The sequence below is a fragment of the Micromonospora inositola genome (assembly GCF_900090285.1).
GTDB classification, from domain to species: Bacteria; Actinomycetota; Actinomycetes; order Mycobacteriales; family Micromonosporaceae; genus Micromonospora; species Micromonospora inositola.
On sequence record NZ_LT607754.1, the window covers coordinates 1,285,456 to 1,301,306 of the forward strand.

At 69.5% G+C, this 15,851-nt stretch carries 11 protein-coding genes; 6 read left to right on the forward strand and 5 right to left on the reverse strand.

Features of this window, described 5'->3' with window-relative positions; genetic code table 11:
* Nucleotides 1–134: 134 nt before the first annotated feature.
* Both GA0070613_RS06120 and GA0070613_RS34310 read left to right on the forward strand, forming a co-directional pair.
* Nucleotides 135–716, forward strand: a complete 582-nt coding sequence (locus GA0070613_RS06120; protein ID WP_089011398.1) for a type 1 glutamine amidotransferase domain-containing protein — start codon at nucleotides 135–137, stop codon at nucleotides 714–716.
* A gap of 197 nt (nucleotides 717–913) precedes the next feature.
* Entirely contained in the window at nucleotides 914–1,336 is a 423-nt protein-coding gene (locus GA0070613_RS34310) for an LLM class flavin-dependent oxidoreductase (protein WP_089011399.1), read from the forward strand.
* A gap of 497 nt (nucleotides 1,337–1,833) precedes the next feature.
* On the opposite strand, the gene GA0070613_RS06130 is transcribed toward GA0070613_RS34310, so the two are convergent.
* Nucleotides 1,834–3,228 (reverse strand): PKD domain-containing protein, encoded by a 1,395-nt coding sequence (locus tag GA0070613_RS06130; RefSeq protein ID WP_089011400.1) that lies wholly within the window; start codon nucleotides 3,226–3,228, stop codon nucleotides 1,834–1,836.
* A gap of 560 nt (nucleotides 3,229–3,788) precedes the next feature.
* The gene (locus GA0070613_RS06135) at nucleotides 3,789–4,664 is read right to left on the reverse strand and encodes an IS5 family transposase (RefSeq protein WP_197699094.1); all 876 of its coding nucleotides are present in this window, start codon (nucleotides 4,662–4,664) and stop codon (nucleotides 3,789–3,791) included.
* 1,855 nt (nucleotides 4,665–6,519) lie between these two features.
* Between GA0070613_RS06135 and GA0070613_RS06145 the strand changes: the two genes are divergently transcribed.
* Both GA0070613_RS06145 and GA0070613_RS06150 read left to right on the forward strand, forming a co-directional pair.
* Nucleotides 6,520–6,843, forward strand: coding sequence for an ArsR/SmtB family transcription factor (locus tag GA0070613_RS06145; protein WP_089011403.1), 324 nt, complete (start codon nucleotides 6,520–6,522; stop codon nucleotides 6,841–6,843).
* The gene (locus GA0070613_RS06150) at nucleotides 6,840–7,325 is read left to right on the forward strand and encodes an SRPBCC family protein (protein WP_089011404.1); all 486 of its coding nucleotides are present in this window, start codon (nucleotides 6,840–6,842) and stop codon (nucleotides 7,323–7,325) included. The genes GA0070613_RS06145 and GA0070613_RS06150 overlap by 4 nt, the downstream gene beginning before the upstream one ends.
* Nucleotides 7,326–7,972: 647 nt before the next feature.
* Here GA0070613_RS06150 and GA0070613_RS06155 read toward each other — a convergent pair.
* A complete protein-coding gene (locus tag GA0070613_RS06155) occupies nucleotides 7,973–9,859 on the reverse strand; it encodes an adenylyl cyclase (protein WP_089011405.1) in 1,887 nt (628 codons plus the stop codon).
* A 717-nt stretch (nucleotides 9,860–10,576) separates the two neighbouring features.
* Entirely contained in the window at nucleotides 10,577–11,803 is a 1,227-nt protein-coding gene (locus GA0070613_RS06160) for an FUSC family protein (protein WP_089011406.1), read from the reverse strand.
* A 250-nt stretch (nucleotides 11,804–12,053) separates the two neighbouring features.
* Between GA0070613_RS06160 and GA0070613_RS06165 the strand changes: the two genes are divergently transcribed.
* Nucleotides 12,054–12,449 (forward strand): hypothetical protein, encoded by a 396-nt coding sequence (locus tag GA0070613_RS06165; RefSeq protein WP_157746281.1) that lies wholly within the window; start codon nucleotides 12,054–12,056, stop codon nucleotides 12,447–12,449.
* A gap of 34 nt (nucleotides 12,450–12,483) precedes the next feature.
* Here GA0070613_RS06165 and corA read toward each other — a convergent pair whose 3' ends face one another.
* Entirely contained in the window at nucleotides 12,484–13,596 is a 1,113-nt protein-coding gene (corA, locus tag GA0070613_RS06170; protein ID WP_089011408.1) for a magnesium/cobalt transporter CorA, read from the reverse strand.
* A 209-nt stretch (nucleotides 13,597–13,805) separates the two neighbouring features.
* Between corA and GA0070613_RS06175 the strand changes: the two genes are divergently transcribed.
* Complete coding sequence (locus tag GA0070613_RS06175; RefSeq protein ID WP_089011409.1) at nucleotides 13,806–15,767, forward strand: APC family permease; 1,962 nt, start codon at nucleotides 13,806–13,808, stop codon at nucleotides 15,765–15,767.
* Nucleotides 15,768–15,851: the final 84 nt, after the last annotated feature.

The following is a 15,851-nucleotide window of genomic DNA, read 5'->3' on the forward strand; positions in this document are numbered from 1 at the left end:
AGTGGGCATGCGGCCGAATTGTGCGCCCTCGAGCGGCGTTCGCTGGCCTGTTTGCCGGTGCCCGCACCGGGAAGGCGACCGCGAGCGAGCGATGCGCCGCCGACGGGGCGGCGCCGCGAAGGGAGGCCGCAGAAATGGCGCAGAGCCAGCAGCCACTGACCGGCAAGCGAGTCGCTTGCCTCGCCGCCGACGGGGTGGAGGACGTGGAGTACACCCAGTCCCGGGCCGCCGCGGAGCAGGCGGGGGCCGAGGTCCACCTGATCTCGTTGAAATCCGGCGAGATCCAGTCGATGAACCAGGACATCAATCCGGCCAACCACTATCGGGTGGACCGGACCGTGAACGAGGCCAATGCGGCCGACTACGACGCCCTGTTGCTGCCGGGCGGGACGGTCAACCCCGACCGGCTCCGGATGAACCCGCAGGCGATGGACTTCGTCCGGGCGTTCTTCCAGCAACAGAAGCCGGTGGCGGCGATCTGCCACGGCCCCTGGTCGTTGGTCGAGACCGGGATCGTCAACGGCCGGACCGTCACCTCGTTCCCCAGCCTGCGCACCGACATCCGCAACGCGGGCGGGAACTGGGTGGACCAACAGGTGCAGGTCGACAACGGCCTGGTCACCAGCCGCAGCCCCAGCGACCTTCCGGCCTTCTGCGCCAAGATGGTCGAGGAGTTCGCCGAGGGCAAACACGTCCGCCAGATGGCGACAGCCTGACCCGGTGCTGCTCCAGGCCGGGAGGATCAGCCCGGCCCTGAGCCCCGGCCCGGCGGGTATCCCCGCCAACCGGATCTGGCGCCGCTTGCGCCGAGCAGCGGCTTTTGGCTCCGCACCCGGCGCAGAAGTCGCACCGTGCCGGCGTGGACGTTGGATTCGCCCCACCGGTCTCCGGGTCATGGGCCACACCGGACAACATGATCCTCGGCTGGTCGGACGAGGAGTATCAGGCGACCGGTGCGAGCAGACACCGGCCGGGTCAGCGCGCCGCCGAGTTCGTCGAGGTGCTCCGCACGCTGTGGCAGGACGACGTGGCAACGCACTCGGGCGAGTTCTACCGGATCCCGTCGACCCGTGGAGCCGAAGCCGGTGCAGCGACTGCACCCGCCGATCCTGCTCCGCGCCCGAGGCGCTACGCCGACGGCCGGCGTCTACGCCGACGGCTCCCGCCTGCCCCGTGGCGAGCGCTACCCGACAAAGCTGACCGATCGGCAGGGTACGTCGATCTCCCGAGTCGACAGCAACGGCGACAGCAACCGGTACGGATCCACCGAGACCCGGAACGGCAGCGGTGGACGAGCGTTCGAGGTGACGCACGTAGAGGGACAACTGAGGACTAGGCGCACAGAGCTCAGACGGAAGTAGTCCTAGGCGTGAGTGAGATGGACTGGTTTGGGCTACTTCCAGACGGCCGGGTGCCGCGCCAGCGGCATGTTCCTCTTGTAAGCGAGGCATCGGCCTCGGCGACCCTGGCCGACAGAACAGGTGACTGCCCGGATCACCGAGCGAGGGCGGCCACGAGGCTTGCGAAGCAGCCGACCATCAGGATGATTCCGCCGAACGTGGCATAGGGCCACCGTTCGCGTCGGTGCCCTTGCTGGCGAAGAGGCTGAGTTGGCTGGTTCCATGCCGGAGGTACGGCCACCACATGGCCGCGGTTCGGCCACAGCGGTGGCGGGGTTCGGGGTGCCGACTTAGCCATCACGGGATGCCCTCCGTCGCTGTGCTGGTGTGCTGTTCGGATTGGGACCGGGCGGGGCCGCGGGGGGTCGGGTGCCAGTCCCGCCCGGTCATGGAGGCCGCGCCCCCGGGTCTGGGACCCGGGGGCGTCGAGCACTCAGATGATCTTGACGGGAGTGGAGAGCAGTTCGTTGTCCGCCGGGATCGCGTCCCGGTTCGGACTCAGGTCCGCGGCGGCCCGGAAGGTGAGCTTCCCGAGGGCCAGGTCGTCGGTGGTCACGGTGTAGGTGAACGCAAAGCGGGTGGTCTTGCCCGTCTCCCTGACCGGAACCATCTGTTTCAGCGCCCCGAGATGGGAGTAGTCCCCCGCGACGCTCTTGTAGAGGTCCACCTGGACATTCTCCTCGTACCGGCTGTTCTGGACGTGGACCTCGACCGTGACGGTCTGCCCCACCCGGGCACTTGTCGGCACCTTCACCCGCACGATCGCCACGTCATGGGTACGCACCTCGACCACCCGGGTGATCGAGTCGCTGCGCCCGTCCGGCGTTTCCACCGTCAGCTGGACCGGGTAGTCGCCGTCGCGGGGGAAGCGGTGGCCGGGGTTCGGCTCCGTCGAGGTCGTACCGTCGCCGAAGTCCCAGGCGAAGGACTCGAGGCCGGCGCCGGCCGGATCGTAGGCGGTGTTGGAGAACGCGACGAGGTCGAAGGAATTGGGATCGCTCCGGTAGTACGCGAAGTTGGCGACGGGATCCGGTGCCTCCGCCAACTGGAAGGCGTGCGGGGCGATGCCGTCCCCGCTGACCTGGAACAGGTACGTCCGGCCGGCTTCCGCCGCGAAGGTCAGCGAGCGGTAGTCGTAGAGACCGGTGCACCGGACGAAGGACAGACCGCCGAGCGAGGAGCCGAGGTACACATTGATGCCGGCGTACATCGGGTTCGTCTGGGCGACGACCGACACGGTGGTCGTCGGTGTGTACGAGTACCAGGTGGTGTGCTGGGAGGAGGCGCAGACCGACGTTTCGCCCGCCTCCTGGGTGGCAGCCTCGTAGGGCTGGGTGTTCGAGTAGGGCAGCCCGGTGACCGCGATCGCGTCGGCGAAGTTGTCGTTCGGCGGCGGCGGGACGTAGCTGACCGAGAACCGGAGCGACCCGCCGCCCACCCCGCCGTTGCCGCAGCAGACACCGACCATGAAGCGGTAGGTGGTCCCGGCGGTGACCGGGAAGGCGACCCTCGACTGCTGGGCCTGGTAGTCGTCGTTGCAGGCCAGTTGGGTGAACGCCCCCGGGTCGCCGATCCAGGCGGAGAGCACGGTGTCGTAGTTGCTCCCGATCGTGTCGGCCTGCAGGCGGCCGTCCCGCTCGGGCGTGACGGTGAACCAGACCGACCCCTTGTTGGAGCAGGTCGTCGGGTCGGTCGGGCCCGTCGTTGCTCCGCTGGCGTCAATGGTGGTTGTGAAAGGAACGGTCTCCACCGCGATGGCGGCGGAGTAGTCGTCGTTCGTCGGCGCGGCGAAGGCGGCGGTCTGCCCCGCGGCAAGCAGAGCGATCACCCCTACGAGAGCGACGACGAGTCGTGCGGCATTGCGGCTGACCACTGGATGTCCTCCTGGGCCCCGTGTCCCTTGTGGATATGATCGACCGACGGTAAGGCGTCGCACCCAGAGGCTTCGCTAAAGGAACCATAAGTTTCGGTTAAGGAGCCCGTCGGCCTCACTCACCCCGAGGTGGAGGGACGGCCGGCACAAGGAAGCCGAGGGCGGCCCCGGTCAGCAGAAAGTCAGCGAACGTGGCGATGCGCGACCGACACCAACGGCCGCGGACGGCGCGACAGCGAGGGCGGATCACAGCGAACGACACCCGCTGACACTGGTCGACAACGCCGGACAGGCTCCCCCCGACGGGGGTCACCACTCGCGGGCAGGGAGTGCAGCAGCGGCGACCTGACATCAGCCGGTGACATCAACGGTGGCGGCCCAAGCCGGACGAGTGCGGACGGGTTCCGCTCATGACCGGCTCGGTCGGCTGGCTTGGCCGTACGGATGGCTGTACAGTCCTCCGGCGGCACAGCGCGTGCCGCTCGACTCGTCTTAGAGCCTGGTAAATAATGGTTTCAGGTGGGTTGGTGGCGGGCGAGGCGGCGGGTCATGACGATGATCATGGCCCATTGGACCATCGCGGCGTGGTGGTCGGGTAGCCGTTCGTAGTCGCGGACGGTGCGTCGACACCGGTTGATCCAGGAGAACGTGCGCTCGACCGCCCACCTACGGTGCAGGACGACGAACGTGGTCTGCCCGGCGAGCTTCGCGACGATCTGCACGGTCAGGGTGAGGTGGGCGGTGGCCCAGTCGACGAGCCGGCCGGCGTAGCCGCTGTCGGCCCAGGTCACGCTGATGGTGGGGAAGCAGGCACGTAGCGCCCGTAGCAGGGGTCGGGCGGCGTCGCGGTCCTGCACCTGCGCGCCGGTGACCAGGACCGCCAGCAGCAGTCCGCAGGTGTCCACGGCGATGTGGCGTTTGCGGCCGTTGACCTTCTTCCCCGCGTCATAGCCACGCCCGCCCCGGCCGACGGTCTCCGCGCCCCGTACCGACTGGGAGTCGACCAGCGCGGCGGTCGGCTGCCGGTTGCGGCCCTCGACCTGTTCGCGGACCTGTTCCCGCAGGCTGTTGTGCATCCGGTTCAACGTTCCGTCGCGGGTCCAGGCCGTGAAGTAGTGGTAGACCAGCTTGTGGTGGGGGAAATCGGCGGGCAGCGCATCCCACTGGCAGCCGGTCCGGTCGAGGTAACGGATCGCGTCCACCACGTCCCGGCGGGGGTAGATGATCGGCCGGCCGCGTCCGGTCCCGGCCGGCACGTGCGGGGCCAGGACGGCCCATTCGGCATCCGTGGTGTCGGACGGGTAGTGCCGTGGCCGGGCGGTGGGCAGGTGATCGGCGAGGCTGGCCGGGGCGGTAGATGCGGCGACACCGGCGACAAGGTATACAGACAGGGTTGGGCCTTCGGTCGTGCTGGTTTAGTCGCCTTGCTCGTACCGAAGGCCCTTCCCCATGTCACGCCGCCACGCCGGCCCGGCGGAATCATCGATCTCTTGCCCGGCCATCCAGCCGACCCAAACCCTTATTTACCAGGCTCTTAGATGGCCTACGTACTAATCGATCTACGCTGTCGATGCCTCGCCGCAGGAACGAGGTCACGTGTTCGCCGGGCAGGCTTGCACTTCCTCACCTCAGTCAGACCGACGCTGGTCGCTTGTCACTCTGCTGGGAGTGCGTGCGCTTCTGGTCGGGGCCGCCCTCGTCTGGCCCTACCTGAAGTACAGCGACGCGGAAGAGCGGACGGCCGCCCGTCACTTGGACAAGGTGAGGGTCACGGGCTTTGAGTACCGTGGCGAGGACTACGCCAACTTCCAGGCTGTGTCGAGAATCTGGATTCAGACAGGTAGGCCAGTCGACGCCGCGCCTGCGATCCAATACGACGGTCGCCAGCTGCGCCGCGACTACCCGAATGGACCCCCCCGGAGCCGATTCGAGGAGGAGCTAGGTTGGTTGCGCGTGGACGAGCGGCTTCCCTGTGTACTCAACGCATATCAAGTGCGTGAGGTCCGTGGATCAAGGGTCGCAGACTTAACATCCTCCGAAAGGCGTGCGATCGAGCGGGGGGCGGCCACATTAGTCCGGGTCGTCGTCGTATGCGGCAAGGGCTAGGGTGTCGTACCTGCACGGACTGACCGATCTCGCTTTAGCCTCTCCGCTGCTTCGGTGGATATCTGCCGCACCTGAAAGCTGATCTCCTCGTCGGACAGTCGCCAGACCGACCCAGCCTCCCCGGACGGGGACAAGGTGGAGCGCCTCACCAGCCGAACGACCTTGGCCCCGTCCGGGGAGGCTGGTAGCCCTTGTGGTGCCCGGCGAGGTGATCGGCGGCTGATCGCTGAGGAGGGTCGGGGTTCGGGGCGGAGCCCCGAGGGTCTTCAGGGTCCTGAAGGGGGTCCTTGGGGCACAACAAGGCATGTCGCGCAAACCGACGGGTGTGACAATCATCAATGTTACTGAGCGGCGTGTCGACGTAACAGGGGTGCAGCCAAGAGCGCTCTCACCTGGTGGTAGCGCCCGTCAGCCTGATCGGCGTCGACCGTCGGGTGCTCGGTCAGCCACCACACCTACCGGAACAGCACCGGCTTCGCCTTCCGGCCGACACACGACTAGTGACCACATCGGCAACTCGATCCCCACTCTCAGACGAGCAGTCGACCGACCGAGCAGAGCCCGCGCCAATGCGACTGGCAGAAGGCGGGCGATGATGCCTGACCCGCAGGTCACGCGGGCATCACCGATCGACCAGCACCGTTTTAGGAAACCGATGCTCTATCCCCTGAGCTACGAGGGCGCGAACGCCCAGCCTACCTGCCAGCGGGTGCCCCCGAGTACCCAGGACTGCCCGCCGGTGCTCACGGATGCCAGCCGTCCCGTGTACGGCCGATGGAGCCCACATGGAGCACACCGGTCGGCACCAGACGCGGGCATGTCCATGACTGCCCGGCCGTGGTCACGGCTGCCCATCCCCAGCCTGCGTCCGCAGACCTTGCCGGCCTGGGCATACAGAGCGCTCGTACCGCACGCCCCTTGCCCGGAGAACACGCACCGTCGAATGGGTGGACGCGCTGCTGTGCGGCAGGTCAGGTGAAGGGCACATCGTCCCGGCAGTGGGAAGTCGTCCTGTGGCAGGCCTGCCTGTACGAGATCACCCCCGCCGTAGAACACCGGCACGACCCTCTGCAGACTCCGGCCCTTCTGCCGGCTCGCCGGTCTTGCCTTTCCTCATCCGTAAGTTGTAACTTTCCGTTCGTGGCTACTTACCAAGCTGGTGATGGCTGGGACGCTCTCGGAGATCCCACCAGACGCGCCATCGTCGCGTGCTTGGCCGAGCGACCGCGGGCTGTCGGCGAGCTCGCCGACGAGCTGCCGATCAGCCGGCCTGCGGTGTCCCAGCATTTGAAGGTGCTCAAGGACGCCGGACTGGTCACCGCCCGCGCCGCCGGCACCCGCCGGGTATATCGACTCAATCCGGCAGGCGTGGCCGCGCTGCGTGATCAACTTGAGACGTTCTGGAACCGAGCGCTGGACGGCTATCAGGACGTCGCCGAGCAATCACCCGAGGAGACGTCATGACGGAAACAACAGCCGCGGTCGTCCGCAAGCAGATCGTCGTTCAGGCACCGATCGAGCATGCCTTCACTGTGTTCACCGAGCGGTTCGGCGACTTCAAGCCGCCGGAGCACAACCTGCTCGGCGCGCCGATCGCCGAGACCGTGTTCGAGCCGAAGGTCGGCGGGCACATCTACGACCGCACCGCCGACGGCAGCGAGTGTCGCTGGGCGCGGGTGCTCGCCTACGAACCACCGGACCGGGTCGTGTTCAGCTGGGACATCAGCCCACAGTGGCAGGTGGAGACGGATCCGGACAACACCAGCGAGGTCGAAGTCCGGTTCGTCGCCGAGACCCCGCAGCGCACCCGGGTGGAGCTGGAGCACCGCCACATCGACCGGCACGGCCCCGGCTGGCAGGCCGTCAGCGACGGCGTCGCCTACGACGAGGGATGGCCGCTGTACCTCGCCCGCTACGCCGCGCTGTTCACCGAAAGCAGCCGTTAGCAGCAGCACCCACTGTCACACCCGGTCAGATCCCGGCGCGACCTCCCACCCCGACAGCGACCCAGCCCACGGCCGCACCGACCGGCGACCCGAACCGCCGGCCCCACAGCTGCACCGATGCTCCCGTCACCGTGGGCGGCTCCGGCGCCCTGTGGTGGCTGTTCGGAATCGGGCTCGCCATGGTCGTCATCGGCGCCACGGGCGCGGCTGATCGTCCGGGCGCGCACTACCGTGGAAAAATCAGCCACAGCAGAAGGTGGGGCATGAGGGGGTTCCGGCACCGTCGGAACCCCCTCAGCATGGCAGTGGGGCACGCCGGCCTGCGCCTCGGTCCGGGCTCAATCGAGGTCGACCCGGAGCGCCGCCGACGTACGCCCAGTCGACCACCCTGAACGACCGCGCCCTGGGTGCACCCTGTCCCTTTCAAAGACGACCTGTCGGGGCGGCGGTCGAGCTGAAGACGCAGCCTGGGCCGTACCTGCTGCTACTGGACCCGCCGGTACTGGACACCCGGTCGACGGCTCTTCGCGGACGGCGAGTCTCCCGCCGACCCGCGCGGCAATCTGTGCTGCTGACGCAAGCAAGGACGGGAATGGGGTGCGGCGTCAGCCGCACCCCATTCGCGCTCGGTGAGCGGTCCGGCCGTCCTACGGCGCCGGGTACTCCACGACGTACACCGGCACACCGATCTTGGTGGTGTCGGCCGCCCCGCCCACGCCGTTGACGACGTGGTCGATCGTTCCGGCGCTGAGGTTGACCGTCATGATGTGGTGGAGCTTCACACCGGGGGTCTCGGGCACCTCGAAGCCGTTCTCCGTGTGGATCGACGGGTTGTTCTGGTTGAAGACGTACACGCCACCGCCGTAGAGGGTGTGCGTCCTGACCTGGTCGCCGACCTTGTAGCCGGCGTAGCCCTCGACACTGCCGTTCATCCAGTCGGCCTGCGCCGGCGGGTCGTACGGCAGCTCGTTCTGGTAGAGGATCGTCGTGCCGTCCTCACCGTTCCAAACCGTGTTGTACCGCTGGAAGTGCTCGACGAACAGGCCCGTCGCCGTCACGTGATCGCCGTTGATCACCGCGCCGTAGCGGCCGGTGTTGGTGTTCCAGCGCTCGGTGTCGGTGAAACCCTCGACACCGTGGTCGGCGCGCCACACCCAGGTGTGGTCGATGAGCACGTTGTCGCTGTTGACCTCAAGCGCGATGTTGGCCTTGCCGACGTGCGGTCCACCGACCCGGAAGTACACGTCGGACAGCGTCGTCGGGTTGTCCGCGGAACTCGGCTGGTCGCCGTACCGGCTACCCACCCGCAGCAGTACCGGCGATTCCTTGAGGCCCGCGTCGATCGTGACACCGGCGATTACGACGCCGGGAACGTCGGCGACGTCGAGCGGTACGGCGCCGTTCACGGCGGTGAGCGTGGCGTGCCCGAGCCCGAGGACCACGGTGTCCGGACGCTTGACCCGGATGCTCCGGGCGATGTCGTACACGCCGGGGGTGAACAGCAGGTGCTTACCGCGCGCGAGCTGGTTGTTGATGACCTGCACCGGGTCCGACGGCTTCGCCACGAAGAAGTCGCTGATCGGCACCGTACGGCCCGGCGTCATGCCGTCGGCCCACGAGATACCGCGGCTGTTCCGCTGCGCGGCGGGTACGCGGACGTTGTACCTGCCCTGCGCGTCGACGAACAGGTACGGCTTCTCGCGGCTCAGGGGAGTGGCGTCGAGCGTCGTGTAGGGCGGGTTCGGGAAGGCGGCGTCGTCCGGAGCGCCGACGACACCCGAGAAGACCTGGTTCCACACCCCGTTGGACCAGCCCGCGACCTCGCTGTTGCGGGTCAGCCACTGCTGCTGCGACCCGCTGACGACGAACGGCAGCCGGGAGTCGGCAACGAAGCCGCCGCTGGCGTACTGCGGGCCGGCGGTGCAGTAGTCCATCAGCGACAGGTTGGCGCCGCTGACGTTGAGGCGGCGCATGGACACGGCCTGGGAGACGGCCCAGAAGTCCGCCGAGGCGCGGCAACCGTCCTGGCCGGCCGCGTTGACGTTGATCGACAGGTTGGACAGGGTACGCCAGAAGTTGACAAGCGCGAGACAGTTGCTCGTGCCGCCGTCGGCCAGGCAGCGGTTGTAGACCTCCACCTTGCCGTTGATGACCACGTCGGTGGGCGAGGCGCCCAGGCCGGAGATCTCGGTGTAGTAACCCACCTTGATCTGCAGCGGGTGCTCGGCGGTGCCATACGATCCCGGCTTGAACAGGAACGCGTAGCGCTGGCTGCCCATCTCGTTGTCGACCTGCGTGGCGTGCACCGCGTCGAGCGCCGCCTGGATCTCGCCGACCGGCATGCTGGGATCAAAGACGGTGACGGTCGGCCCGAGGTCCGGGGTGCTGGGGGGTGGCGGGGCGGCGGTGGCGGCCGTTCCCGTCGTCAGCACGGCGGTCGTCAGCACCAGACCGATCGCGAAGGCCCGCCGAAGGTGCCGGAGGCCGGGGTGCCGCCTCGCGGCGCCGTCACCACCAGGGTGCTGGGTCGTCATGCGGTTCGTCCTTTCCACGGGGCGGCCGGCGCTACGGGCACAGCGCCGTCGGTCTGAAAGCCGGGCATGAGGATGGCGCAACGGGCGCGGGCGGTGGGACGGGCGCGAGAGCGTTCTCGCGTGCCGGCGTGGCTCATGATCGCCATGGACCTGCCTCATCAGGGGGACGGGTGGCCGGATATGAAAGGCGAGACCCTAGAGAGCGCTCTCACCGTGCTCCGATCGATATCAGGCCGTGAAGGATGTGGATGAGGTTGTTTCTACCCTGTGAACTGAGCCGGCGCCACGTCACGCCGCCTCGATTTTCTGACCACGGCCGCACGGGTTCCTCCGACGGCGACGGGAGGCGCGGTGCGGCGGTGAGGGAGTGTCCTGGGCTGGTCGGGACGACGGAGCCCGACGAGGTGGGAAGGACGACGGTGGCAAGCCCGGCGGGGACCGGTACGCACACGCGTGAACCGGCGCGGTCGGCGGCGGTCGGCGCGGTCCAGACAGGGCGTGGCCGTCCCGCGCATCCGGGCCACGGACGCCGCGAGCCCCGTCCCTTCCACCACGCAGCGGGTCAGGGTTGTACGGCCCTGACCCGCCGCGTGCCCTTTGTCGCGACAATGACGGGGGACGTCCGGGACGGCTGGCCGGGCCGCCGCCATGGCTGCGACGTCGAGCGTCGCCGAGCGGTCAGCCTGAGCCTCCTCGGCCGGGCCCCGTGCGGCCCGCCTACGGACGCCCCGGCGGCGGGGCGGGCCCGGCCGCCGGCGTGAGCGACCCGAAGGTGTGCCGGATCATCCGGTTCGCGTCGTCCTGACTGGTTCCCGTCGCGACCAGAAGGTCACTGGCCGCCGTACGGACCTGGGCGACGACCACCTCACCGGAGAATCCCACCCCGGCCCGGTACGCCCGGCCTGCCTCACACACCGCCCGCAACGCCTGTTCCCGCGTCTCGTCGGGTTCCTCGCCCGCGGTGAGCTCGCGCCGCAGCACCCGCACGGCCTGAGCCAGCGCGGCCACCGCGGCGGGCATCGCCTCGGGGATCGGTTCGCCGTCCTCGATCAGGGTCACCGTCCGGCGGATCAGTGTTCCGCTGTTGCGCATGGCCCGGTCGACCGGCTCCACCGACTGCCCGTACCGGTCGATGGGGCCGCCCCGGTTGCCCCAGTGCTGCAGCGGGGACAGGGTGCTCGCCTCCCGGGCCCCCTGTGCCGCCTCGCTGAACGCGCCCAACTGCTTCTTGTTGTCGCGCAGCCGGTCCAGGGCGACCTGGGCGCGGTCGGCGTCCCGACCTCTCATCGCCTCGGCGGTGGCGTCCAACTGGTCGATCAGCAGGTCCAACGCGGGTCCAGCCGCCCGGTTGACCACCCGGAGCGGGTTCAGCGGCAGCAACACCGCGGTCACCACCAGTGCCACCGCGCCGCCGACGAGAGCGGCGACGAACCGGGGGATCTCCAGGTTCGGTACCGACGGGGTGAGGGTGCCGATGAGCACGGCCGTGGCTGCGGACTGGACCACCAGCGCCGGACTGCCGCCGATGAACACCGCGACGAGAACGGCCAGCACCACGATCAGGCCGAGCTGCCACGGGCCGGCCCCGATGAGGTAGATCAGCAGGTCGCCGACAAGTACGCCGACCGACACCCCGATGATCAGCTCGACGGTCCGGCGCAGCCGCTGCCCGACGGACGCGGCCAAGGCCACCACCGCGGAGATCGGCGCGAACAACGGGAGCGGAATATGCAGCAGGTCGTCGGCCACCCACCAGGCGAGGCCCGCCGCCAGCCCCGCCTGCGCCGCCAGGCCGGTGCCAGCCCGGACCCGACGCAGCCGCTCACGCACCGACTGCGCGGACCGGCGCCGCAGCTGCGCCACCGCTACCGCCCCGCGGCCGTCGGCGGCCCGGTCGGCCGGTGCCCGCCGGCTTCCTCGCCTCGGCGGACCGTCACCGAACATGGCGGCTCGTACCCGGTCGGCGGCCGACCATACCTGCGCCAGGCGACCGTCCCTTCGCGGGCGCGGAGTCGCGGAGTCAGAAGATCGCCGGCTGGCTCCACCCCGCTGGCCCGCCTCGGCGGCATCCGCCACCCGGCTGGTTCGGCCGGTCCCCGCCACGTGTCAAGGAGACGTGAAAATGTCGGCCCGGGCCGTCAATTCGGCGTAGCGGCCGCCGACGACACCGCTGGGAAGCGTGAGCATGGACGGCATGACGTCGGAGTTGGTCAGACGGCGTGACCGGTGGAACCTGCCGATTACCGGCCGGGCACCGGCCGCGGCCGAACCGGAGCAGGTCCTCGGTGCCGCGGCGGCGTCCGAGCCAGCCGCGCGGACGCACGCGGTGCTGGTGTGCGTCCGGCTGACCGCGGCCACCCCGGGCAGCAGGTTGCTGGACTTCCTGCACGCCGAGCCGTGCGCGGTCCAGGCCTGGTGGATCGCGGCCGACATCGACGCGGTGGTCCTGCTGTCGTCGCCGAGCCGGACGGCGCTGCATCGGGCCGTGGGGGATCTGCGGCTGCGTGGCGGAGCGGAGGTGGTGGCCGTACACGGCATCCTTCGGCCGCTCGCCCTGCCCGGGGCCGGGACGAGGGCAGTCGGGGCATGAGCGCGGGTTCCCAGCGTGCCGGGGTGCCGCCCGGTCACAACCATCCGCGGCGTTTGAAGATCAGGTAGAGGCTGCCGCAGACCAGGGCCATCAGGGCGAGCGCGAACAGGTACCCGTAGCGCCAGGCGAGTTCCGGCATGTGCGTGAAGTTCATGCCGTAGACGGTGCCGATCAGGGTCGGCGCGAACAGGATCGCCGCCCATGAGGAGACCTTCTTGATCTCTTCGTTCTGGGCGTAGCTGGCAGCCGTGAGGCTGCGCATCTCCTCGTTCTGCGCCTGGCTGACAAGGGTGGTGTTCACGGTGAGGATGTTCTGCAACAGGTGCCGGAACCCGTCGACCCGTTCCACCACCTGGGTGAGGTGGTCGGCCACGTCACGCAGCCGGCGGCGCAGCTCCTCGTCCGTGCCGTAGCTGCCGAACCCGGCGGTGAGGGCGTCGAGCACCTTGAGCAGCGGGCGGGCCGCCCGCTGGAACTGGATGACCTCCCGGCTGAGCGCGTAGATGCGGCGGCTGGCGTTGGGGTCGCCGCCGAAGACCTGGGTCTCGATCTCATCGATGTCGTTCTCCAGCCCGGCGACGACGGGGGCGTAGCCGTCGACGACCTGGTCGAGGACCGCGTACAGCACGGCCTCCGGCCCGAGTGCCAGGACCTGCGGGTCGGCCTCCAGCCGGCGGCGGACGGCGGCGAGGTCGGGCGCCTCGCCGTGGCGGACGGTGATCACGAAGCCCGGTCCGAGGAACAGGTGCAGCTCGCTGAACTCGACCTCCTCGCGGGCGTCGAGGTAACGCGCGGCGCGCAGGACCACGAACAGCGTGTCGCCGTAGCGTTCCAGCTTGGGCCGCTGGTGGGCGTTGATGGCGTCCTCGACAGCCAGGTCGTGCAGCTGGAACTCCCGGGCCAGGGATCGGAGCTGGCCGGTGCCGGGTCGGTAGAGACCGATCCAGGCCATCGCGCCGTCGAGTTCCTGCAGGCAGCGGTAGGTGTCGGCGAGGGTGGCCGGGGAGGCGTGGCGGCGGCCCCCGGCGTAGACGGCGCTGTCGACCACCCGGCTCCGGGTCGGCGCCGGCCGTGCGTCGACCCGCTCGTGCTCGTCCAGGCGGCGTCCGAAGCCTTCGGTCCGGGGAGGCCACCCGTAGTCGCCCATCGCCCTCCCGGAAGTCGTCCGCCGCGCACACCGCCAGCACGCGGCGGTGGTCCGGCCGCTGGATCCCCCACCCGATCCGGGTGAAACCCCGCCGGGGAGGCGCCGGCCAGGACCGGAGAGGCGTCGGACACGCGTGTCGGGTACTGGCTGCTGGCCCGACGGTCGCGCGGCGCATACTCGCCGCGGCCATGGCGAGTTGGGGAGGCACGATGAGCGTCGGCACGCGCAACCGGGCGCGGACCCGGGAGAAACATCCCCTGCGCGAGTGGCTGCTGTCGGACATGTCCGCGCGGCCCGCGCAGACGGAAGGGCCGTACGCCCGCCCGCCCGAGCAGCACCACCGCACCTGGTGGAAGGTCATGTGCCTCACCGGCGTGGACTACTTCTCCACCCTGGGCTACCAGCCCGGCATCGCCGCGCTGGCCGCCGGGGTGCTCTCCCCGATCGCCACCCTGGTGCTGGTGCTGGTCACCCTGCTGGGCGCGCTACCGGTCTACCGGCGGGTCGCGCACGACAGCCCGCACGGCGAGGGCTCCATCGCCATGCTGGTGAAGCTCCTGACGTACTGGCAGGGCAAGCTGTTCGTCCTCGTCCTGCTCGGCTTCGCCGCCACCGACTTCATCATCACCATCACCCTGTCCGCGGCGGACGCCACCGCGCACATCGACGAGAACCCGTTCTGGCCCGACAGCCTCAAGGGCCACGAGGTGATCATCACGCTGCTGCTGGTGGCACTGCTGGGAGCGGTGTTCCTCAAGGGCTTCGGCGAGGCGATCGGCATCGCCGTCGGGCTCGTCGGGGTCTACCTGGCGCTGAACGCGGTGGTGGTGTCCGACGCGCTGTGGCGGGTGCTCACCCACCCGAGCGCGATCGGCGACTGGACGACGGCGTTGACCACCCAGCACGGCGACCCGTTGCTGATGGTCGCGATCGCGCTGCTGGTCTTTCCCAAGCTCGCGCTCGGCCTGTCCGGCTTCGAGACCGGTGTCGCGGTGATGCCACACGTGAAGGGCGATCCGGACGACACGGAGGAAAAGCCGACCGGACGGATCCGCGGCACGCGGCGGCTGCTCACCACCGCCGCGGTCATCATGAGCATCTTCCTGGTCACCAGCAGCATCGCCACCACCGTGCTGATCCCCGCCGAGGCGTTCGAGCCGGGCGGACCCGCCAACGGGCGGGCGCTGGCCTTCCTGGCCCACCAGAACCTCGGCGAGGCGTTCGGCACCGTCTACGACCTGTCGACCATCGCCATCCTCTGGTTCGCCGGCGCGTCCGCCATGGCCGGCCTGCTGAACCTCGTCCCCCGCTACCTGCCCCGCTACGGCATGGCACCCACCTGGGCGCGGGCGGTCCGACCGCTGGTGCTGGTGTTCACCGCCGTGGCGTTCCTCATCACCGTCATCTTCAAAGCCAGCGTCGACGCCCAGGGCGGCGCGTACGCCACCGGCGTGCTGGTGCTGATCACCTCGGCCGCCACCGCGGTGACCCTCTCCGCGCGGCACCGCCGCCAGCACGGTCTCACGGTCGCCTTCGGCATCATCACCGTGATCTTCGTCTACACCACCATCGCCAACGTGGTGGAACGCCCCGACGGCGTGAAGATCGCCGCCTGCTTCATCGCCGGCATCATCGGGGTGTCGCTGTTGTCCCGCCTGTTCCGGGCGTTCGAACTGCGGGTCGACATCGTCGAACTGGACCCGACCGCGCGGCAGTTCATCACCGACTGCGCACGGCGACGCATCCGGCTCATCGCCCACGAGTCGGCCAGCCGGGACGCCGCCGAGTACCGCGCCAAGCTGGCCCAGATCGTGGCCGACAACGACTTCCCCGCCGACAGCGACGTCATCTTCGTCGAGGTGACCGTCACCGACCCGTCGGACTTCGAGACCGAGCTGCGGGTCACCGGGGCGGTGCTGCACGGCAAGTACCGGGTGCTGCGCCTGTCCAGCTCGTCGGTGCCCAACGCGCTCGCCGCGCTGCTGCTGCACATCCGGGATCTCACCCACCGCCGCCCGCACATCTACTTCGAGTGGACCGAGGGCAACCCGGCCGGCAACTTCCTGCGCTACCTGATCTTCGGCCAGGGCGAGATCGCCCCGGTCACCCGGGAGATCCTGCGCCAGCAGGAGCCGGACCGGTCCCGCCGGCCGCACGTGCACGCCGGCTGACCCCGCCGGGCGGCCGGACGGGCCGGATGGCCCTGCGCCGGCGGCTGTTGGACGCTCAGCTGTGCGAGTTGCGCTACCGGGCCG